We start from the raw sequence: 20579 nt of genomic DNA on the forward strand, positions 1-20579 counted from the left end.
CTGTAGGAGCGCGCCATGCGCGCGATCGCGGGCGTGGCCCGCTCCTACAAGGGGCACAGCCGTTCGGCGAACGCCGGTAATCACGACTTCCGCCGCGGAGAACTTTGCGGACAAGGTCCGCTCCTGCCAAAGGCCATCGCCAGCCGCTCCGGCTTTTGACGACTTCCAGAGCAATATCCGCGCACTCCGAACAGCCCCGTTCAGGAGGCCGAGTGGAAGCGGAGTTTAAGGGGTTGAGCGGCATGGATGCCGCGAGAGCCGCGATGGGCCAGGGATGGCCCCTCGCGGCGCGCCCCTGAAACTTCGCTGGAGCGAGGGAATTTTTCGCCTAGGCGAAAAACCGGATGTCCGGGGGCAAGACCTTTGGTTACTTTGGGGCGATTGCCAAAGTGACTCGCCCGAGGGGGCGAAACACAGAGCCTGGGCGTACACCTGAGCGGCGCAGGAAGGCCCAAGGCAAGGCAAGGCAAGGCAAGAAACAGGATCGACATCCGAGCACGAACAGGGCGCCGGACCTGCCTGCGGATCGCGGGCATGGCCCGCTCCTACAGAGGGGCGCTGCCGGCACGCTCATCCAATACCCCGCTCAGCATCTGTCCGATATTCCGAAGCCAATGACCGGCGGCGACCTGGCGCGGCTCCTAGACTGGCCCCATTCCCGCCGGCCGCCGGCCCCATCCGCGGAGGACAGCATGAGTTACCTGATATCCCTCGCCATCGGCATCGCCGTCGGCCTCGCCTACCACTTCCTCGACTTCCGCTCGCCGGCGCCGCCGCTGGTGGCGCTGGTCGGCCTGCTCGGCATGCAGATCGGCGAGAACGCCCTGCCGCTGCTGAGCCGCTGGATTCACTGACCTATCCCTTCCGATTGCCAAGGACCCGAGCCATGAAAGCCCTGCAATTCGATCGCACCGGCGACCTCGCCGCCCTGAGCTTCACCGACATCGCCGACCCGGTGCCCGCCGCCGACGAGGTGCTGGTGGAAGTCCACGCCGCCGGCCTGAACCCCAGCGACGTGAAGAACGTTCTCGGCCGCTTCCCCTACACCACCCTGCCCCGGGTGCCCGGTCGCGACTTCGCCGGCACTGTCGTGAAGGGCCCGGCCGAGCTGCTGGGCAAGGCGGTCTGGGGCACCGGCAAGGCCCTGGGGTTCAACCGCAACGGCAGCCACGCGCAATTGTTGAGCGTGCCGGCCGCCGGCGTGGCGCTGATGCCCGAGCGCATGAGCTTCGCCCAGGCCGCCAGCTGCGGGGTGCCCTTCACCACCGCCTGGGACGCCCTGGAGCGCAGCCAGGTGGGCGCCGGCACGCGCCTGCTGGTGATCGGCTCCGGCGCCGTCGGCGCAGCGGCCATTTCCCTGGCCAAGGCACGAGGCGCGCAGGTGCTGGGGGCGGTGCGGCGCGCCGAGTCACAGGTCGAACTGCACTCCCAGGGCGTGCCGAGCATTCTGCTGGGTACGGCGGAGACCCTGGCCGCGCAGGTGGAGGAACACTTCCCCGGCGGCGCCGAGGTGATCTTCGACACCACCGGTTTCTGGCTGCCGGCGGCGGTCTCGGCGCTGGCCACCTTCGGCCGCATCGCCATCATCGCCGCGCCGGTGGACGGCCACGTGCAACTGCCGGCCCTGGCGCTGTACCGGCGCGGCGGTTCGGTGGTGGGAGTGAATTCGCTGCTCTACGACACGGTCGCCTGCGCCGCGATGCTGCGCCAGTTCGGCCAGTGGTTCGACGATGGCCGGCTGCCCCTGCCCACCGGCCTGCGCGAAGTGCCGCTGAGCGAGGGCGTGCAGCGCTATCACGAGATCAACGAAGGCAGCAGCGAGAAGATCATTCTCGTGCCGTGAGGGTGATTACCGGGTCCTGGGAGAGCCCCCTCACCCCGGCCCTCTGCCGAGGGAGAGGGGGCCGTCCGCGCCAGCCGGCGACGGCATAGTCATCCTGATATCGCTGCACGGTGGTCCAGCGAGCGGCAGAGCCCAACCATCACGCCGATCTGCCCCCTCTCCCTTCAGGGAGAGGGTGGGGGAGAGGGCAACACCTCGCGCCGATGAACAGGCGATACCTCGCCCCGCCCTACCCCACCACCTGCATCGGCCCCCGCCGCACGTCGCCCTGGGCCTGCTCCAGCGCCAGGCACTGGTCGAGGAACATGCGCATGTAGCCGTAGCTCTTGCAGATCGCCTCGCGCAGCGCCAGGCAGCGCGGCATGGGGAGTTGCGGGCCGCAGAGGGTACAAATGATCTCCAGGGCCTCCCAGGGGTGATCGTCGTCGTAGCGGGCGTGCATCTTCAGCCAGCGCATGGCGTCCTTGCGGGCGCCGGCCGGCAGGGTGCGTTCGTAGGTATCGGTGGAGCAGACCAGCGCCGACCAGTCGCCGGTGGCGCCTTCGATGGCGTAGTTGGTGGCCGCCATGGCCAGCGCCAGCTCTTCGGTGGCGCAGCTGTGCCAGCACCAGTGGCCGAGGGCGTGCAGTTCTGCGGGCACCAGCTGGGCCTTCAGCTCGGCGAGGGTCACGCCGTAGGCCTCGGCCCAGCGTACCCAGTAGTCGGCATGGTTGAGCTCGACGCGGATATTGCGCATCAGCCAGCGCCGCGCCATGTCTTCGCCGGGGCTGCGGCCAAAGCGCGTCTTGAGCAGGTTGTGGGACATGTACAGGGGGAACTGCTCCACCACCTGCCAACCGCCGATGAGGAAGGCGCGCAGGGTCTGGCGGCTCAGCTGGCCGTCACGCATGCGGGCGTAGAAAGGGTGCTCGACCACCGCCAGGCGGCTGGATTCGCACTCCTGCACCAGGCGCTGGGCCCAGAGCGGATAGCTGGAAAGCTCCTTGAGCGGCCCACTGCGAACAAAGGTGTCGTTCATCCAAGGCTCCGTTGCTGGTCGATCCATGCAAGCACCGGTAAATCAGGCCTCAGGTTAGTCCTCTCCGGGCGGCGCGTCACCGTCCGGAGGTTGTGTCGGATGCTACAGCTGCGACGTGCGTCTCACGCAGGAAGCTCCGATTGAAGGGTTGCGGCCTCGCCAGCCCGTACCCCTGGGCGTAGTCGATGCCGATTTCCCGCAGCACTTCGAGGATTTCCTGGGTTTCGACGAACTCCGCCACCGTGCGCTTGCCCATCACGTGGCCGATCTGGTTGATCACCTGGACCATGGCGCGGTCGATGGGGTCTTCGAGCATGTCCTTGATGAAGCTGCCGTCGATCTTCAGGTAGTCCACCGGCAGGTGCTTGAGGTAGACGAAGGAGGACATGCCGGCGCAGAAATCGTCCAGCGAGAAGCGGTAGCCCAGCGCCTTGAGCTCCTGGATGAAGCGCGTGGCGTTGACCAGGTTGGCGATGGCGCTGGTCTCGGTGATCTCGAAGCACACGCTGGCCGGCTCGATGCCATGGCGCGGCTGCACCTCGCGCAGGAAGTCGAGGAAGGTGTCGTCACCGATGGTCGCGCCGGACAGGTTGATCGCACAGGTCTGGATCGGCTCGAAACCGCCATCGGCATTGCGCTCGGCGAGGATCCTGAAGGCGTTCTCGACCACCCAGCGGTCGATTTCCGGCATCAGGCCGTAGCGCTCGGCGGCGGGGATGAAGTTGATCGGCGCCACCAGCCGGCCGCACTCGTCGTTCAGGCGCAGCAGCAACTCGACGTGGGCCCCCTCCCTCACCCGCTCGTCCACCGGGTAGATCGGCTGGGCGAAGAGGCAGAAACGCTCCTCCTCCAGCGCCAGGCGGATGCGCTGCACCCAGGCCATCTCGCCGACCCGGTTGGACAGCTCGGTATCATCCGGGCGGAACACCTGGGCGCGGTTGCGGCCTTTTTCCTTGGCCATGTAGCAGGCCATGTCGGCGCAGCGCAGCGCCTCCTCCACCGAGACCAGCATGGTGGAGATGTGCACCACGCCGATACTCACGGTGATGTTGAAGCCGCGGCCCTCCCACATGAAGTGCAGCGCCTGCACGGTCAGGCGGATGCGCTCGGCGATCTGCACCGCCAGGTCCGCCGGGCAGTGCTCGAGGAGAATGCCGAACTCGTCGCCGCCCAGCCGCGCCAGGGTGTCGCCGTCGCGCAGGCATTGCTGCAGCACGGAGCAGACCTGGCGCAGCAGCTCGTCGCCAGCGGCGTGGCCGCAGGTGTCGTTGACCAGCTTGAACTGGTCCAGGTCCAGGTACATCAGCGAATGCTGGTCGCGCGAGTCCGCCGAACTTTCCAGCGCCTGCTTGAGGCGGAATTCGAACTCGCGGCGGTTGGTCAGGCCGGTCAGCGCGTCGTGGGTCGCCTGCCAGGACAGGCTGGCCATGTACTGCCGCTCGCGGGTCATGTCGTGCAGCACCAGCACCACGCCCACGACGCGCCCCTCGGCATGGATGGGCGTGGCCACCAGGGTGACCGCCACGCTGGTGCCGTCCAGGCGCTGGATCAGCTTGCTGGTTTCGCTGCCCCCGTCCACCTCGCCGCGCAGGATCTGCCCCACCAGCGGCAGGCCCTCGACGTGGGTGCTCTCGTCGAATACCCGCAGCAGCGAGCGCAGCGGCAAGCCGACGGCCATGGAGTTGTCCCAGCCGATCAGGCGCTCCGCCGCCGGGTTGAAGTAGGCGATGCACTCGTACTCGTCGAGGGTCACCACGCCGTCGCCGATGGCCGCCAGGGTGGTCTGCGCGCGCTCCTTCTCGGTATCCAGGGCGCTTTCGAAGGCGCGCTGCTGACGCAACAGGATGCGCGTGCGCCAGACCGCCAGGAGGATCAGCGCCAGGCCGGTGGCGCCGTTGGCCAGCAGCAGCACCCACATGATCAGCCGCGAGCCCTGCCCCAGCGCGGCGGAGAACGCCATGGCGGCGGGGGTGACGCCATCATTGATCGCCTGGATACGGCTGTTCCAATAGCTCAGGTCACCGGGCCGCACATCGTTGGCGCGGATCTTCGCGCTCATCTCGTCGGACAGTTGCTCCAGCTGGTCGAGGTAGGCGTCGCCGATGATCCACATCTTCACGGCCTGGTCGAAGTAACTGAATTCGTGGAAGTAGCGGTACAGCCAGATCAGCACGTCGACGTCATCGGGATGGATGCCGCCCTGCAGCGCGCCGGCGCGGGCCAGCTCCACGTCGGGTCGGCTGAGATCGAGGGCGGCGCGGAAGGTGCGGTCGCCCTGGGGAATGGCGATGGCGGTGCGGTAACGCTCGTAATCCGCCGGGTCATGGCTCTGGCCGTAGAGCTGCAGGTAGTGGATGGCGTCCTTCTGCCCCTTGGACCAGAGGCTCTCGCCGCCGACATAGGCACGCACGCCCGACAGAATGAGGAAACTGCCGCTGCCGATCAGCGTCTGCAGCAGGACCACGACCATGAATGGCCAGACCAGCTTGAGCAGACGCGTCGTCCGCCGGGTCGGCAAGAGCCCCATTGCATCCATCACCCGATTCGGTTTCCTTCTTTGAAAGTCTGGCAGGCCATGGGGTGCGGTGAAGGCTCACCTTGGGACTTTTCTGTCAGGCCGCCCCTTCTTTAACTTCTAGCCGATCGCGGGAAATCCTCCAACCTCCGCGTATGGCCCTGGCCCCCTGGGAAGACGCCGTCTGGCGGAAAAATGCTTTTTTGGCTGCGGGAAATGCCTTTCATCGCCCCAGCCCAGGTCGTTCGGACGCGGCCGATTAGTGGCCTTGCGACAGCGGAGGCCATGTGCCATACCTCAGACGATCGTGCAATCTGCACAGTGCAGCGGCACGTTTGCGAGTGACCGACAAGGCTGCACGACCGGCGGCGGCACCGCTGTTGAACGAATCACCGGCCAGGACCGGTGGCGCCTTCTTCTCACCCAGCGGATATCCCAGGCGGACGGCAATGGACGATCGCATTCAGCATCCGGGTTCACTCTCCGAGGCCATCGAGCAGCTGGAACAGCAGTTGCGTCATCTCAAGGATGAAGAAAGCAACCTGCTCTCGCTCGCCACGGGCGGCACGTCGCCAACGGAAGCCCCCCGCGTATTGCCCTTCCCCCGGCGTCGCGAACGGCCGATGGGAGAAGGCGCCGGCAACGCCGTGCTGATGGACTACCTCTACGGCATCGACAGCACCTTGCGCTCGTTGCTGCCCGACGGCCCCACGGAAGAGCTGTTCCGCTATGCCAGCTCCGCTCCCGCCTCCCGCGCGCTGCGCTCGCGCCGCCAGTTGCTGGCACGGGAGATCGACCGCTGCTGCGACCAGCTCAACGGCCAGGCGCGCATTCTCTGCGTGGGCTGCGGGCACCTGCGCGAGGTCGAGCTGGCGCGCTCGCTGCGCCATGGCCAGTTCCGCCAGTTCACCGCGCTGGACGCGCAGGCGCTGTGCCTGCAGACCGTCGAGGCCAGCTATGCCGCCCTCGGTGTCCAGACCCAGCAATGCACGCTCGACGAGCTGTTCTACGGCCGCCAGGACCTGCGCCATTTCGACCTGATCTATTCACCGGGGCTGTACGAGGTGCTGGACGACCACGACGCCCGCGACCTGACCCGCAACCTGTTCGCCCGCCTGTTGCCCGGCGGTCGCCTGCTGATGGGCAACTTCCTCCCCGACGTGCCGGACATCGGCTACCTGGAAGGCCTGCTGGACTGGCGCCCGCATTACCGCAGCGACGCCGGCCTGCTCGACCTGCTGCTGGGCATCCCCTACAACGACATCGGCAGCGCGCGGGTCTTCCACGACCAGGGCCATTGCGTGGCCTTCCTCGAAGTGACCCGCTACGGCTGATCAGCCCTGCTGGAGATGGCCGTACAGGCGCGCATAGAGCCCGCCTTCAGCGATCAGTTGCTGGTGGTCGCCGTCTTCGGCGATGCGCCCGCCATCGAACACCAGCACGCGGTCGGCCTGTTTTACCGCAGACAGGCGGTGGGCGATGATCAGCGTGGTGCGGCCCTCGAGGAAGCGCTCCAGCGCCTGGTGCAGGGCGTACTCGGTGGCAGCGTCGAGGGCGGAGGTGGCCTCGTCGAGGATCACCACCTTCGGCTCGGCCAGCACCATGCGCGCAATCGCCAGACGCTGCCGCTGGCCGCCGGACAGGCGCACGCCGGAACGCCCCACCACACTGTCCAGACCTTGCGGCAGGGCGCGGATGGTGTCGGCCAGTTGCGCCACTTCCAGCGCGCGCCAGCAGGCGTCGTCGCCGCGCTCGCGGCCCATGGTCAGGTTGGCGCGCACCGTGTCGTTGAACAGCGCCGGGTGCTGCAGCACGACCGCCACATGCTCGCGCACGCAGTCCAGGCCGATCTCCTCCAGCGCCGCGCCACCATAGCGGATGCTGCCCGATTGCGGCTGGTAGAGGCCCAGCAGCAACTGCACCAGGGTGCTCTTGCCGCCGCCGCTGGCGCCGACGATGGCGACCTTCTCGCCCGGAGCGATATCCAGGTCCAGGCCATCGAGCACCCGCTCGTCGCGGTAGGCGAAGCTCAGATCGCGCACCTGGATGCCGACGCTGGTGTGCCCGGCGAAGGGGTCGCGGCGGTGCTCGTAATGCGGCTCGTCGGCGCGCGCCAGCAGTTCGTTGATACGGGCCAGCGCGCCGCCGGCGGCGTAGAAGGCGTATTGCAGGCTGAGCAGTTGCTCCACCGGGCCGATCATGAACCAGAGGTAACTGAACACCGCGAGCATCTGGCCGATGGACAGGTCGGAGAACAGCACGGTGAGCATGGCCGCGGCGCGGAACAGGTCGATGCCGAACTGGAACAGCAGGCCGCTGGCGCGCCCGGCGGCGTCGCTCTTCCACTGCGAGGCGACGGCGTAGTCGCGCACTTCACGGGCGCGCACGCCGAGGCGGCCGAGGAAGAACCCCTGGCGATTGCCGGCGCGCACTTCCTGGATGGCTTCGAGGGTTTCCGTCAGCGCCTGGGTGAAGCGCGACGTGCTGTCGTTCTCCAGCTTCTTCAGGTGCTTCACGCGCTTGCCCAGCTGCACCGTGGCGAAGATCACCAGCGGGTTGAACAGCAGGATCAGCAGCGCCAGCTTCCAGTGCATCCAGATCAGGATGCCGGCGGTGCCGCAGAGCGTCAGCAGCGCCACCAGGAAGCGGCTCAGGGTATCGCCGACGAACTTGTCGAGGGTGTCGAGATCGGTCACCAGGTGCGCGCTGACGGAACCGCCACCGAGGGTTTCGTACTCGCCCAGGGCGATGCGTTTCAGGCGCTCGATCAGGCGCAGGCGGATGCGGTACACCACGTCCTTGGACAGCCGAGCGAACAGCTTGGCCTGCAGCACGTTGAACACCAGCGCGCAGCTGCGCAGCGCCAGGGTCACCAGCAGCATCAGGCCGATGTACCCCGCGGGCTTGTGCCAGCCATCGGGCAGCCAGTGGTTCATCACCTGCAGGGCGGCGTCGCCCTTGCCCAGCAGCACTTCGTCCACCAGCAGCGGCAGCAGCAGCGGGATCGGCACGCTGCAGGCGGTGGCCAGCACGGCAACCAGGTTGGCCAGCAGCAGGGCCTTGCGGTGACGGAAAGCGAGCCGGCGAATTTCCGCCCAGCTCAGGCGGTCAGCCGACAGCTCAGGCATGCCGCCCGCGCTCCAGCCAGCGATCCAGCAAGGGCGCAAGCTCGCTCAACGGCTGGTAGCCGTTGGTCAGCAGCGCCAGTTGGCCGTCGCGCTCGGCCAGCAGGGTGGGGAAGCCGGCGATGCCCAGATCGCGGGCCCAGGAGAAATCGGCCAGGGTCGCCAGGTGGTTGTCCTGGCTGTCGAAGGCTTCGGCGAACTCGATGCGCGGCAGGCCGACGCTGTCGGCCAGTTCGGCGAGCACGCTGGCCTGGGTCACGTCGCGACCCTCCACGTAGAAGGCCCGCTGGATCTCCCCCACCAGCGCCCAGGCGCAGTCCTCGTCGAGGCGGCGCGCCGTGACCACCGCGCGGCAGGCCGGCTCGGTGTCGTAGACGAAGCCGTCGGGCAAGGCGCCGTCGAAGCGGAACGGCTGGCCGGTGGCGTCATGCACCGCGTGCCAGTGTTCGAGGATGTAGCGCTTGGTGGTCGGCTCCAGCGCGGCGCCCTGCCCCGTGCGCAGGCCGCCCATCACCAGCGCCAGCGGCACACCCGCGGCGCGCGCCTGCTCCACCAGCTTCCCGGCCACGGGGGCGAAACCCCAGCACCAGGAGCACATCGGGTCCATTACGTAGAGCAGGCGGCTGGTCATGGATCAGTTCTCCGCGCGGGGATCACGGCCAATGGGATGCGGCTGGTTGCGCTGGCGCGCCAGTTCGATCTGCTTCTGCCGCTCGCGGGCACTGGCGCGGGTCTTCTCCGACAGCGTGTCCCAGCAATGCGGGCAACTGATGCCCGGCGCGTAGTGCTCCGAGGCGCGGTCGACGGCCGAGATCGGGTTGCGGCAGGCATGGCACTGATCGTAGTCGCCTTCGGACAGGTCATGGCGCACGGTCACGCGGTTGTCGAACACGAAGCAGTCGCCGCGCCAGAGCGTCTCGGCCTCCGGCACTTCCTCGAGGTACTTGAGGATGCCGCCCTTGAGGTGGAAGACCTCCTCGAAGCCTTCGCTGAGCATGTAGCTCGACGCCTTCTCGCAGCGGATGCCGCCGGTGCAGAACATGGCGACCTTCTTGTGCTTCGCCGGGTCGTAGTGCTGGCGGATGTACTCGGGGAACTCGCGGAACGACTTGGTCTTCGGGTCGATGGCGCCCTCGAAGGTGCCGATGGCCACTTCGTAGTCGTTGCGGGTGTCGATCAGCAGGACTTCAGGGTCCGAAATCAGCGCGTTCCAGTCCTTGGGCTCGACATAGGTGCCCACCTGCGCGTTCGGGTCCACGCCCGGCACGCCGAGGGTGACGATTTCCTTCTTCAGCTTGACCTTGGTGCGGTAGAAGGGCTGTTCGTCGCAGTACGACTCCTTGTGGTCCACATCGGCCAGGCGCGGGTCGTTGCGCAGCCAGGCCAGCAGGCCGTCGATGCCGGCGCGGGCACCGGAGACGGTGCCGTTGATGCCTTCCTCGGCGAGCAGCAGGGTGCCCTTCACGCCATTGTCCAGCAGGGTTTGCAGCAGGGGTTCGCGCAGGGCGACGTAGTCGGGCAGGGAGACGAACTTGTACAACGCCGCGACGACGATTCTTTCGGTGGTCATGCATCACTCCAGTGGTCGCCCGCGTAAAGGGCGGACCGGCTTCTTGGGAGAAGAAAGTTCGAAAACGACAGCTGATCGGAATCTGAAAATGACAGCGCCGGCAGAAGCCGGCGCTGGGTGTCGCATTCTACCGGAGCGGGACGAAGCCCGCACCCTGCCGCCGATCAGTGCGGCATGCGGTCAATGCAGGTCGTGCTTGCTGCCGCCGCGGCAGGTCGGCGACTCCGGTGCCGCGCCCTGCTGCGCCCACTCCTCGGGGGTGTAGGTATGCAGGGCCAGGGCGTGGATCTGGCCCATCAGCTCGCCGAGCGTGGCGTAGACCTTCTGGTGGCGCTTCACCGCGTTCAGCCCGGCGAACACCGGGCTGACGATCACTGCCTTGTAGTGCGTTTCCTGCCCGCGGCTGTGCATATGGCTCTCGTCGAGCACCTCGAGGTGTTGCGGTTCGAGGGCGCCCAGGGCGGTGTGGAGGCGGTCACGCATGCTCATGTCGGGTCTCGCTGGCAATCAGGCAGTCAGGTCGGTGCAAAACGAAGATCAGGGCTTCTTGGCCGGAGCGGCCGGGGCTTTCACGCCCAGTTCCTTGTCCATGTCGGCCATCAGCTTGTTCACCGGGTCCACCGCGGTCTGCAGTTTCGCCTGGGTCAGCTGGGCGGATTCGGCGGTCAGGCGCGGCATCTTCTCCAGCACCTTGCGGCCCAGGGGCGAGGCGTAGAAATCGTTCAGCTGCTTGAGCTCGGACTCGCTGAAGTTGCTGGTGTAGAGCTTGACCAGCTCAGGCTTGAGCTTGTCCCAACCCACCGCGCGGTCCAGTTCGGCATTGGCCTTGGCCTGGTAGCGGTCGAGCACGGCCTTCTTGCTGTCCGGCGCCTTGGCCTGGGCGAAGCGCTGGGCGAGCATCTGCTGGACTTGCGCGTAGACCGGCACGGTCAGCTTGTCGGCATGCACCTGCTTGAGGAATTTCTCCGCCTCGGCGTTGGCGTCGGCCAGAGCCACGGAGCTGAAGCCGACCAGAAGAGCGGCAGTGCAGAGGGAACGAAGAACGGTCATGGGGCAGTCCTGTGAGTCTGAAGGGTGTCCGGGTGGGACCCGCCATTCTGCGCCTAAGTTCGGAATCGGCTCAAGAGACGGGGAAATCCCCTGGAAGTGACCGGCTTCTCTTGTAGGACAGTTCATGAAACGGCATGCTGCGGCGCGTTGCCACAGGGATGTGACCGATGAACACCTTCACCCACCCACCGACGCCGCCTGCCGCGCCGCCCCTGTGCGATGCGCGCGGCCGCCTGAACAGCGCGGCCGTGGGCTGGTCGTCGCGGCCGCAGACGCTCTGCCGGCTGACCGGCAACCTCGGCCGGCGCAAACGCTGGAACCACTGGTGCATCAACGCGCCGGGCTGGATGCTCTCGATCACCATCGCGGACCTGGACTACCTGGGCTACGGCGCCGTGTACTTCCTCGACCTGGAGACCGGGCGCTCGGTGCACCGCACCCAGTTCAGCCCGTTCGGCCTGGGCTGCCACCTGCCGGACATGCCGAACCAGAGCCATCGCTTCGAGCACGGCCAGCTCAGCCTGGGTTTCGACGAGCAGCCCGGCCAGCTGCGCATCACCGCCTGCGCGCCGAACCTGGGCGGACAGCCGCTCAACCTCGCGCTGGAAGTGCAGCGCCCGGCGCACCTGGAATCGGTCAACCTGGTGGTGCCGATGACCGGCAACTGCTTCCACGCCTGCAGCCGGCAGATGGGCCTGCCGATCCGCGGCAGCCTCACCCTCGGCCACAAGACCTACCGCTGCAGCGAGGGCCAGAGCTTCGCCGCGCTGGATTTCGGCCGCGGCGTCTGGCCCCTCCACACACACTGGACGCGCGCCGCGTTCGCCGCGCCCGGCGGCATCGCCGGCAACTTCGGCAGCGGTTGGACGGAACACAGCCACCTGAGCGAGAACGCCCTGTGGTTCGGCGGCGAACTGCAAGCGCTGGATGGCCCCGTGGATATCCGCCAGGCGCCGCACGACCCGCTCTCCCCCTGGCAATTGCGCGACGCCGACGAGCGCGTCGAGCTCACCTTCACCCCGCGCAAGCTGCACCGCGCCTGCCCGCGCCTGGGCCCGCTGTTCGCCGAGACCAGCCAGTGGTTCGGCCGCTTCGACGGCGCCCTGCGCAGCGCCGACGGCGAACAGGTGCCGGTGAACGGCGCCCTCGGCTGGGTCGGCGCCACGCTCGCGCGCTGGTGATCGGCCACCGCTGGCCGGACGCCGGAAAGCGCTCTATCACGGCCATTGAGGCATTGTGGAACCCGCCAGCGCCATAGCGGCCTAAACTGGCCGAGACCCCATTTCCGGAGATGCACCATGAGCCGCACCGAAACCGACAGCCTCGGCCCCATCGAAGTCCCCGACGACGCTTACTGGGGCGCCCAGACCCAGCGCTCGCTGGAGAACTTCGCCATCGGCGGCCAGCGCATGCCGCTGGCCGTCGTGCATGCCCTGGCGCTGATCAAGAAGGCCGCCGCGCGGGTCAACGCGCAACTGGGCGAACTGCCGGAGAACATCACCAGCCTCATCGAGGAAGCCGCCGACGAGGTGCTGGCGGGCGAACATGACGACCAGTTCCCCCTCGTCGTCTGGCAGACCGGCAGCGGCACGCAGAGCAACATGAACGTCAACGAGGTCATCGCCGGGCGCGCCAACGAGATCGCCGGCAACGGCCGCGGCGGCAAGAAACCGGTGCACCCCAATGACCACGTGAACCGCGCCCAGAGCTCCAACGACAGCTTCCCCACCGCCATGCACATCGCCGCCGCCCAGGCGGTGCACCACGACCTGCTGCCGGCCATCGCCGAGCTCAGCGGCGGCCTCGCCCAGCAGGCCGCGCGCCACGCCCACCTGGTGAAGACCGGGCGTACCCACCTGATGGACGCCACGCCCGTCACCTTCGGCCAGGAGCTGTCCGCCTTCGTCGCCCAGCTGGACTACGCCGAGCGCGCCATCCGCGCGGCGCTGCCGGCGGTCTACGAACTGGCCCAGGGTGGCACCGCCGTGGGCACCGGGCTGAACGCGCCGAAGGAATTCGCCGAGGCCATCGCCGCCGAGCTGGCCGATCTGTCCGGGTTGCCTTTCGTCTCCGCGCCGAACAAGTTCGCCGCCCTCGCCGGCCACGAACCGCTGGTGACCCTGGCCGGGGCCATGAAGACCCTCGCCGTGGCGCTGATGAAGATCGCCAACGACCTGCGCCTGCTCGGCTCCGGCCCGCGCGCGGGCTTTGCCGAGGTGAAGCTGCCGGCCAACGAGCCGGGTTCCTCGATCATGCCCGGCAAGGTCAATCCGACCCAGTGCGAAGCGCTGTCGATGCTCGCCTGCCAGGTCTTCGGCAACGACGCGGCGATCACCTTCGCCGCCAGCCAGGGCCACCTGCAGCTCAACGTGTACAAGCCGGTGATCATCCACAACCTGCTGGAGTCCGCGCGCCTGCTGGCCGACGGCTGCCGCAACTTCAACACGCATTGCGTCGCCGGCATGGAGCCGGACGCGGCGAAGATGCGCGAGCACCTGGACCGCGGCCTGATGCTGGTGACCGCACTGAACCCGCACATCGGCTACGACAAGGCCGCCGAGATCGCCAAGAAGGCCTACGCCGAGGGCAAGACCCTGCGCGAAGCCGCCCTGGAACTGGGCTACCTGAGCGACGCCGAATTCGACCAGTGGGTGCGCCCGGAAACCATGCTGGAGGCCGGGCAGAATGGTTGAACCGACCCGCACCGGCGCCACCCCGCTGGAGGGCGACGGCAAGCGCGTGCTGCTGGTGCTGGGCTCGCCCAAGCCCGGCGGCTTCTGCCACGCGCTGGCCGACGCCTACGCCCACGGCGCTCGCGCCAAGGGCCACGTGGTGCACCTGCTCAAGCTCGGCGATCTGAACTTCGACCCGGTATTGCGTGGCGGCTACGAACAGAGCCAGACCCTGGAGCCGGACGTGCTTGAAGCCCAGCGGCAGATCCACTGGGCGCAGCACATCGCCTTCGTCTATCCCGTGTGGTGGGGTGGGCTGCCGGCGCTGCTGCAAGGCTTCTTCGACCGCGTGCTGCAACCGGGCTTCGCCTTCCGCTATCGCTCGGCCGAGTCCCGCGAGTTCGAACCCCTGCTGGGCGGGCGCAGCGCCGACCTGCTGGTCAGCCACGACCAGACCCACTGGCACTATCGTCTGCGCCAGGGCGCCCCGGCGCACCGGCAGATGACCCGCTGCATCCTCGCGCCCTGCGGCATCGCCCTGCGCCATCTGGAGGAGTTCAGCCCGGTGCGCGGCTCCGGCGAGGAGCAGCGGCAGGCCTGGCTGCGGCGGGCGGAGCAGCTGGGCACGCAGGTCTGAGCGGACGGCGGACGATGCCCAAGGCCTTGTCCGCCGAGCTTTTCATAGCCATGGCCTGCGCCTTCAGAAGGGTTTCCCGGCACCTTGGGAAAACACCTACAACCGGCCCCAATGCGACTTCCCTAGCATGCCCTCGCCCCAATCCGGGGTTCGTCTTGCCTTGGAGGCAGCATGCTTCGCAAACTTTCCGCCGAAATGATCGGCACGTTCTGGCTGGTGTTCGGTGGTTGCGGCAGCGCCATCTTCGCGGCCCAGGGAATCGGTACGCTGGGTGTGTCCCTGGCGTTCGGCCTGACCGTCGTGACCATGGCCTACGCCATCGGCCCGATCTCCGGTTGCCACCTCAACCCCGCCGTCAGCCTCGGCCTGTGGGCCGGTGGCCGCTTCAATGGTCGTGACCTGCTCCCCTACATCCTCGCCCAGGTGATCGGCGGCATCCTCGCCGGCGCAGCCTTGTTCTGCATCGCCAGCGGCAAGCCGGGCTTCGACGCCCTCGCCGGCTTTGCCGCCAACGGCTTCGGCGAAGGCTCGCCGGGCGGCTATTCGATGCAGGCCGCACTGGCCACCGAAATGCTGCTGACCGCGTTCTTCCTGTTCGTGATCATGGGCGCCACCGACAGCAAGCTGGCCCCGGCCGGCTTTGCGCCGATCGCCATCGGCCTGGCCCTGACGCTGATCCACCTGATCAGCATCCCGATCGACAACACCTCGGTGAACCCGGCGCGCAGCCTGGGCGTGGCGATCTTCGCCGACCCGCTGTTCATGAAGCAGGTCTGGCTGTTCTGGGTCGGCCCGCTGCTGGGCGGCGTGATCGGCGCGCTGGCCTACCGCGCGGTGCGTCCGGCCCAGGCCTGATCCACGGCTCGCTTTGCCAGCTGAAACGGGCGCCTTCGGGCGCCCGTTTTCGTGGGTGCTGAGCCTGCCAGAACACCTGTAGGAGCGAGCTTGCTCGCGAACGGATTTCCAGCCGGCACCGCTGCCGGGCGGGTTCGCGAGCAAGCTCGCTCCTACAGGCCCTGCCTTGGCCGGGGCTTCAGACGTTGGCGATGCGTGCCCGGCGGGCCCGGTAGCTGCGCAGCAGCGATGGCGCCAGGGCGGTGAGCGCCGAGCCGACGACCACCAGCAGCGCGCCGACATAGGCCAGGCCATTGAGGTCTTCCGGGCGCACGAAGTCGGGCCACAGCGAGGCGGCCAGCGCTACCGAGGCGAAGGTCACCAGCGGCGTGATCGCCAGGGTCGCACTGACCCGCGAGGCTTCCCAGTGCGCCAGCGCCTCGGCGAAGGCGCCATAGGCCACCAGGGTGTTCAGGCAGCAGCCCAGCAACAGCCAGCCCTGCAACGGCGACAGGTCCAGCGCCTCCAGCGGATGCGCCCAGGGCGTGAGCAGCGCGCCGCAGCCCAAGTAGATCACCATCATCACCTGCCCGGACGTCCACTGCGTCAGCAATTGCTTCTGTGCCAGGCCGTAGAAGGTCCAGATGAAGGCGGCGAAGACCACGATCAGCACGCCGGTGGTGTATTCGCCGAGGGAGCCGAACAGCTCGGCCAGACGCTGGTTGAAGAACAGCCCGAAGCCGGCGATCAGCACCGCAAGGCCGAGCGCCTGGCCAACGCTGAAGCTCTCCTTGAAGACGAACAGGCTGCCCAGCAGCAGGAGGATCGGCGCGATCTGGATGACCAGCTGCGTGGTGCCCGGCGTGAGCATGCGCAGGCCGATCAGGTAGCACACGTAGTTGCCGGTCAGGCCGAGGATGGCCGCCAGCACCAGGCCCATGCCGCGTGAGCCCAGTGGCGCGAAGCGCGGCAGCTGGCGGGTGAAGGCCAGGTAGATCAGCAGCAGGCCACCGGACACCACCAGGCGAAACCAGGTGACGGTGATCGGGTCCATGACCTTCAGGACTTCCTTGAGCTTGATCGGCAGGATGCCCCAGAGGACGGCGGTGACCAGTGCCAGGAACAGGCCGAACTGCCAGCGGCCGGATGAAACGTGCATGAGAGCCTCGACGCGTGTGCGGTCCGCCATGCTAAGTCATGGCGGTATCGCCCCATAGGAACAGTTGCGCGGCGCAACTGTTCCGGTCGTTCGCCCAGCTGCACGCGTCGCGGCGGATCACACCAGGGTGGACAGGCGCAGCAGCCACCAGATCAGGATGATCAGTTGGACGAAGAAGGCCGCGAAACGCACCCAGACCGCCAGCGCCGAGGTGCTGAGCAGATGCACCAGCGACTGGACGATGCGCGCCACCAGCAGGGTCGGCGCCAGCGGGTCGGTGACCAGCGTCTGCTGGGTGACCATGGCGTAGAGCAGCACGGCGCAGAACAGCGGCATGTTCTCCACGCAGTTGGCGTGGGCGCGCACCGCGCGCTGGCCGAAGGCGCCCGGCGTGGTGCTGCCGTCGGCGGCGAAGGCGTTCACCTTCATGCGCCCGGACATCACCAGGAGACCGCGCTGGTTGACCACCAGCAGGACCAGCAGCACGGTCCAGGCGACCAGGCCGAGCAACGCGAAGGCAGAGGGACTCAGGGACATGGGGACTCCGTTCTCTTGTTGGTTTGAGCGGAGTCTAGGGGAGGTAGAGCAATTGCTCTATATAGTGCCGCCACACGGGATGGGATCTCGCAGGAGCAAGGGCATTTCGCCGGGAAAACCGTGCAGGTGCATTCCCCTCACCCCAGCCCTCTCCCATAGGGAGAGGGCTGGGGTGAGGTTTCATCCTGCACCATACGGTCCCCTCTCCCTCTGGGAGAGGGTTAGGGTGAGGGCAAGCCCACGCACAGGATTTCATGTGGGAGCGCCTCCCCTGTAGGAGCGAGCTTGCTCGCGAACGTGACTGACGCCGCGGCTCGGGCGGCTCGCGAGCAAGCTCGCTCCTACAAGGGCCAGCCCGACGCCATATCCGCAAAAGAAAACGGGCAGCCCGTCGCCGGACTGCCCGCCTCGTCCAGCGCCGTATTCACAGCTTGGCGATGGAGACCTCGGTGGATTTCACGAAGGCGATCACTTCGCTGCCGATGGTCAGTTCCAGTTCCTTCACGGAACGGGTGGTGATGACCGAGGTGACGATGCCGGCCGCGGTCTGCACGTCGATTTCCGACAGCACATCGCCTTCGACGATTTCCTTGATGGTGCCTTTGAACTGGTTGCGGACGTTGATGGCTTTGATGGTCATGGCGTAGCTCCTTGGGAGAATCGGGGGTTCACTGTGGGGTCAGAGCGCCCAGCGCAGTTGCGTGGGCAGTGGGGAAACAGGTTCCGGCTCCGGCGGTTGGGCCGGCAGCGACAGCACGCGTTCGAGCACTTCGGCTTCCAGCGCGGCCAGGCGGGCCGAGCCACGGGCGCGCGGCCGGTGCAGCTCGACGTTGAGGTCCAGGCCGATCTCGCCGTCCTCGATGAGGATCACCCGGTCGGCGATGGCCACGGCCTCGCTGACGTCGTGGGTGACCAGCAGCACGGTGAAGCCATGCTGTCGCCAGAGGTTCTCGATCAGTTGCTGCATCTCGATGCGGGTCAGGGCATCCAGCGCACCCAGCGGCTCGTCGAGCAGCAGCAGGCGCGGCTGGTGGATCAGCGCACGGGCCAGGGCCACGCGCTGCTTCTGGCCACCGGACAAGCCCGCCGGCCATTCATTGGCACGGTCGGAGAGCCCCACCGCCGCCAAAGCGTCCAGCGCCCTGGGGCGCCAATCGCCCTTCAGGCCCAGGCCGACGTTGTCGATCACCCGCTTCCAGGGCAGCAGACGCGAGTCCTGGAACATCAGGCGAGTCTCTTCGCGGGCGCTGTCCAGCGGCGCGGAGCCTGCCAGCAGCTGGCCTTCGCTGGCGTCATCCAGGCCGGCCAGCAGGCGCAGCAGCGTGCTCTTGCCGCAGCCGCTGCGGCCGACGATGGCGACGAACTGGCCGGCGGGAATCCGCAGTTCGATGCCCTTGAGCACCTCGCGTTCGCCGAAGCGCTTGCGCACGTTTTCCAGTGCCAGCGGGATACCTTTCTTGAGTTGCTGGGGCAGGTTGTTCACCGCGTTCATGCCGCACCTCCCTTGACCTGATACGCCGGGTGCCAGCGCAGCCAGATGCGTTCCAGGCCGCGGGCGGCGAGGTCGGCCAGTTTGCCGAGCACGGCGTAGAGCAGGATCGCCAGCACCACCACGTCGGTCTGCAGGAACTCGCGGGCGTTCATCGCCAGGTAACCGATGCCGGAGTTGGCGGAGATGGTCTCGGCGACGATCAGGGTCAGCCACATGAAGCCCAGGGCGAAGCGCACGCCCACCAGGATCGAGGGCAGCGCACCGGGCAGGATCACCTGGCGGAACAGGGCGAAGCCGGACAGCCCGTAGCTGCGCGACATTTCCAGCAGGCCCGGATCGATGTTGCGGATGCCGTGGTAGGTGTTGAGGTAGATCGGAAACAGCGTGCCGAGGGCGACCAGGAAGATCTTCGCCGACTCGTCGATGCCGAACCACAGGATCACCAGCGGGATCAGTGCCAGGTGCGGCACGTTGCGGATCATCTGCACCGAGCTGTCGAGGAAACGCTCGCCCCACGTCGACAGGCCGGTGATCAGGCCCAGGGCCAGGCCGATGCTGCCGCCGATGAGGAAGCCGACGGCGGCGCGCCAGGTGCTGATCGCCAGGTGCTGCCAGAGCTCGCCGCTGACCACCAGGTGGTAGCCGGCCTCGGCCACGGCGCTGGGCGCGGGCAGGATGCGGCTGGACAGCCAGCCGAATTCCACCGCGAGCTGCCAGATGACCACCAGGCCCACCGGCAGGGCCCAGGGCGCGAGGCGCTGGGCAAGGTTGTTGGTAACGCTCATCTCAATTCTCCGGATTCTTCGTCGCTACGTCGGGCGCAACACGCGCCAGCGTTATCCGCCCCAGGGGTTTCAGCTCGCCGAAGCGGCCTTGGGCAGGATGTCGTTGGCGACCATCTCGCCGAACGGGCTGACGTAGCCGCGCGCCTGCGGTTGCTGCGCCTGGGCCAGGTCCAGGTGCGGGAACAGCAGCTCGGCGACCCGGTAGGACTCTTCCAGGTGCGGGTAGCCGGAGAAGATGAAGGTGTCGATCCCCAGGTCCGCGTACTCCTTCACGCGGGCCGCCACGGTCGGGCCATCGCCCACCAGCGCGGTGCCGGCGCCGCCACGCACCAGGCCGACACCGGCCCAGAGGTTGGGGCTGACTTCCAGGTTGTCCTTGTTGCCACCGTGCAGGGCGGCCATGCGTTGCTGGCCGACGGAATCGAAGCGCGCCAGCGAGGCCTGGGCGCGGGCGATGGTGTCGTCGTCCAGGTGGGAGATCAGGCGGTCGGCGGCCTGCCAGGCTTCCTCGTTGGTCTCGCGGACGATCACGTGCAGGCGGATGCCGAAGCGCACCGTGCGGCCCTGCTTGGCAGCCTTCTCGCGCACCTGGGCGATCTTCTCGGCGACGGCGGCCGGCGGCTCGCCCCAGGTCAGGTACAGCTCGACCTGCTCGGCCGCCAGGTCCTGGGCCGCATCGGAGGAGCCACCGAAATACAGCGGCGGGCGCGGTTGCTGGATCGGCGGGTAGAGCAGCTTGGCGCCTTTCACCTGCAGGTGCTTGCCGTCGCAGTCGACGGTCTCGCCTTCCAGTACGCGGCGCCAGATACGGGTGAATTCGACCGAGGCTTCGTAGCGCTCGGCGTGGCTCAGGTGCAGGCCGTCGCCGGCCAGCTCGTCCGGGTCACCGCCGGTCACCAGGTTGAACAGCGCGCGCCCACCGGAGAGCCGGTCGAGGGTTGCGGCCTGGCGGGCAGCCACGGTCGGGGAAATGATGCCCGGGCGCAGCGCGACCAGGAATTTCAGACGCTGGGTCACCGGGATCAGCGAGGCGGCAACCAGCCAGGAATCCTCGCAGGAGCGGCCGGTGGGGATCAGCACGCCACCGAAACCGAGGCGGTCGGCGGCCTGGGCGACCTGTTGCAGATAACCGTGGTCTACGGCGCGGGCGCCTTCGGCGGTGCCCAGGTAATGGCCGTCGCCGTGGGTCGGCAGGAACCAGAAGATGTTGAGACTCATCGCAGTAACTCCAGATAAGCGCGCCGGCGTGGCGTAGCCGCGCGATGATGGGATTCGGGTGTTTCGTGGTGCTTGCTCGGGCGAACCTTCGGGTTCATCCCGGAGCCCCTCTCCCCCCGCCCTC

20 protein-coding genes and 1 pseudogene are annotated in these 20579 nt (G+C 67.7%); 8 read left to right on the forward strand and 13 right to left on the reverse strand.

Annotated elements, in window-relative coordinates; all coding sequences use genetic code 11:
* Positions 1–15 precede the first annotated feature (15 nt).
* From ACNFIA_RS28165 to ACNFIA_RS28175, 3 genes are all read left to right on the forward strand, one after another.
* Positions 16–159 (forward strand): hypothetical protein, encoded by a 144-nt coding sequence (locus ACNFIA_RS28165; protein WP_416790317.1) that lies wholly within the window; start codon positions 16–18, stop codon positions 157–159.
* A gap of 533 nt (positions 160–692) precedes the next feature.
* The gene (locus ACNFIA_RS28170) at positions 693–854 is read left to right on the forward strand and encodes a XapX domain-containing protein (protein WP_259753833.1); all 162 of its coding nucleotides are present in this window, start codon (positions 693–695) and stop codon (positions 852–854) included.
* A 32-nt stretch (positions 855–886) separates the two neighbouring features.
* Complete coding sequence (locus ACNFIA_RS28175; RefSeq protein ID WP_416790319.1) at positions 887–1843, forward strand: quinone oxidoreductase family protein; 957 nt, start codon at positions 887–889, stop codon at positions 1841–1843.
* Between the two features lie 229 nt (positions 1844–2072).
* On the opposite strand, the gene ACNFIA_RS28180 is transcribed toward ACNFIA_RS28175, so the two are convergent.
* Positions 2073–2861 (reverse strand): TenA family transcriptional regulator, encoded by a 789-nt coding sequence (locus ACNFIA_RS28180; protein ID WP_259753830.1) that lies wholly within the window; start codon positions 2859–2861, stop codon positions 2073–2075.
* A gap of 76 nt (positions 2862–2937) precedes the next feature.
* Positions 2938–5388, reverse strand: coding sequence for an EAL domain-containing protein (locus ACNFIA_RS28185; protein WP_416790321.1), 2451 nt, complete (start codon positions 5386–5388; stop codon positions 2938–2940).
* Positions 5389–5825: 437 nt separating this feature from the next.
* On the opposite strand from ACNFIA_RS28185, the gene ACNFIA_RS28190 reads away from it, so the two are divergent.
* Positions 5826–6710 carry a class I SAM-dependent methyltransferase gene (locus ACNFIA_RS28190; protein WP_416790322.1) on the forward strand — a complete coding sequence of 295 codons (885 nt, stop codon included), beginning with the start codon at positions 5826–5828 and terminating at the stop codon, positions 6708–6710.
* Here the strand turns inward: ACNFIA_RS28190 and ACNFIA_RS28195 are convergent, their stop codons facing one another.
* From ACNFIA_RS28195 to ACNFIA_RS28215, 5 genes and pseudogenes are all read right to left on the reverse strand, one after another.
* On the reverse strand, positions 6711–8504 hold the full coding sequence (locus ACNFIA_RS28195) for an ABC transporter ATP-binding protein (RefSeq protein WP_416790324.1): 1794 nt from the start codon (positions 8502–8504) through the stop codon (positions 6711–6713). It lies immediately after the preceding gene.
* Positions 8497–9132: a DsbA family protein gene (locus ACNFIA_RS28200; protein WP_259753826.1), complete on the reverse strand. Its 636-nt coding sequence runs from the start codon at positions 9130–9132 to the stop codon at positions 8497–8499. The genes ACNFIA_RS28195 and ACNFIA_RS28200 overlap by 8 nt, the downstream gene beginning before the upstream one ends.
* A 3-nt stretch (positions 9133–9135) precedes the next feature.
* Positions 9136–10071, reverse strand: coding sequence for a rhodanese-related sulfurtransferase (locus ACNFIA_RS28205; protein WP_416790326.1), 936 nt, complete (start codon positions 10069–10071; stop codon positions 9136–9138).
* A gap of 180 nt (positions 10072–10251) precedes the next feature.
* The gene (locus tag ACNFIA_RS28210; RefSeq protein ID WP_259753822.1) at positions 10252–10560 is read right to left on the reverse strand and encodes a BolA family protein; all 309 of its coding nucleotides are present in this window, start codon (positions 10558–10560) and stop codon (positions 10252–10254) included.
* A gap of 48 nt (positions 10561–10608) precedes the next feature.
* Positions 10609–11167 (reverse strand): annotated as a pseudogene (locus tag ACNFIA_RS28215) (DUF2059 domain-containing protein).
* 121 nt (positions 11168–11288) lie between these two features.
* Here ACNFIA_RS28215 and ACNFIA_RS28220 point away from each other — a divergent pair.
* From ACNFIA_RS28220 to aqpZ, 4 genes are all read left to right on the forward strand, one after another.
* On the forward strand, positions 11289–12302 hold the full coding sequence (locus ACNFIA_RS28220; protein ID WP_416790327.1) for a DUF2804 domain-containing protein: 1014 nt from the start codon (positions 11289–11291) through the stop codon (positions 12300–12302).
* Positions 12303–12419: 117 nt separating this feature from the next.
* Complete coding sequence (locus ACNFIA_RS28225; protein ID WP_259753819.1) at positions 12420–13814, forward strand: class II fumarate hydratase; 1395 nt, start codon at positions 12420–12422, stop codon at positions 13812–13814.
* Entirely contained in the window at positions 13807–14430 is a 624-nt protein-coding gene (locus ACNFIA_RS28230; protein ID WP_416790328.1) for an NAD(P)H-dependent oxidoreductase, read from the forward strand. Before ACNFIA_RS28225 ends, ACNFIA_RS28230 begins: the two co-directional genes overlap by 8 nt.
* Positions 14431–14601: 171 nt before the next feature.
* On the forward strand, positions 14602–15285 hold the full coding sequence (gene aqpZ / locus ACNFIA_RS28235) for an aquaporin Z (RefSeq protein WP_259753817.1): 684 nt from the start codon (positions 14602–14604) through the stop codon (positions 15283–15285).
* Between the two features lie 178 nt (positions 15286–15463).
* On the opposite strand, the gene ACNFIA_RS28240 is transcribed toward aqpZ, so the two are convergent.
* From ACNFIA_RS28240 to ssuD, 6 genes are all read right to left on the reverse strand, one after another.
* Entirely contained in the window at positions 15464–16423 is a 960-nt protein-coding gene (locus ACNFIA_RS28240; RefSeq protein ID WP_416790329.1) for a DMT family transporter, read from the reverse strand.
* 117 nt (positions 16424–16540) lie between these two features.
* A complete protein-coding gene (locus tag ACNFIA_RS28245; protein WP_416790330.1) occupies positions 16541–16960 on the reverse strand; it encodes an MAPEG family protein in 420 nt (139 codons plus the stop codon).
* Positions 16961–17384: 424 nt separating this feature from the next.
* Complete coding sequence (locus ACNFIA_RS28250) at positions 17385–17600, reverse strand: TOBE domain-containing protein (RefSeq protein ID WP_259753814.1); 216 nt, start codon at positions 17598–17600, stop codon at positions 17385–17387.
* A 39-nt stretch (positions 17601–17639) separates the two neighbouring features.
* Positions 17640–18452, reverse strand: coding sequence for an aliphatic sulfonates ABC transporter ATP-binding protein (gene ssuB / locus ACNFIA_RS28255; protein ID WP_416790331.1), 813 nt, complete (start codon positions 18450–18452; stop codon positions 17640–17642).
* Positions 18449–19237, reverse strand: a complete 789-nt coding sequence (gene ssuC, locus ACNFIA_RS28260) for an aliphatic sulfonate ABC transporter permease SsuC (protein WP_259753811.1) — start codon at positions 19235–19237, stop codon at positions 18449–18451. The genes ssuB and ssuC overlap by 4 nt, the downstream gene beginning before the upstream one ends.
* A gap of 69 nt (positions 19238–19306) precedes the next feature.
* Positions 19307–20455: an FMNH2-dependent alkanesulfonate monooxygenase gene (ssuD, locus tag ACNFIA_RS28265; protein WP_416790332.1), complete on the reverse strand. Its 1149-nt coding sequence runs from the start codon at positions 20453–20455 to the stop codon at positions 19307–19309.
* Between the last annotated feature and the right edge of the window lie 124 nt (positions 20456–20579).

The sequence above is a fragment of the Pseudomonas sp. NY15437 genome, from assembly GCF_048068435.1.
Taxonomy (GTDB): domain Bacteria; phylum Pseudomonadota; class Gammaproteobacteria; order Pseudomonadales; family Pseudomonadaceae; genus Pseudomonas; species Pseudomonas nitroreducens_B.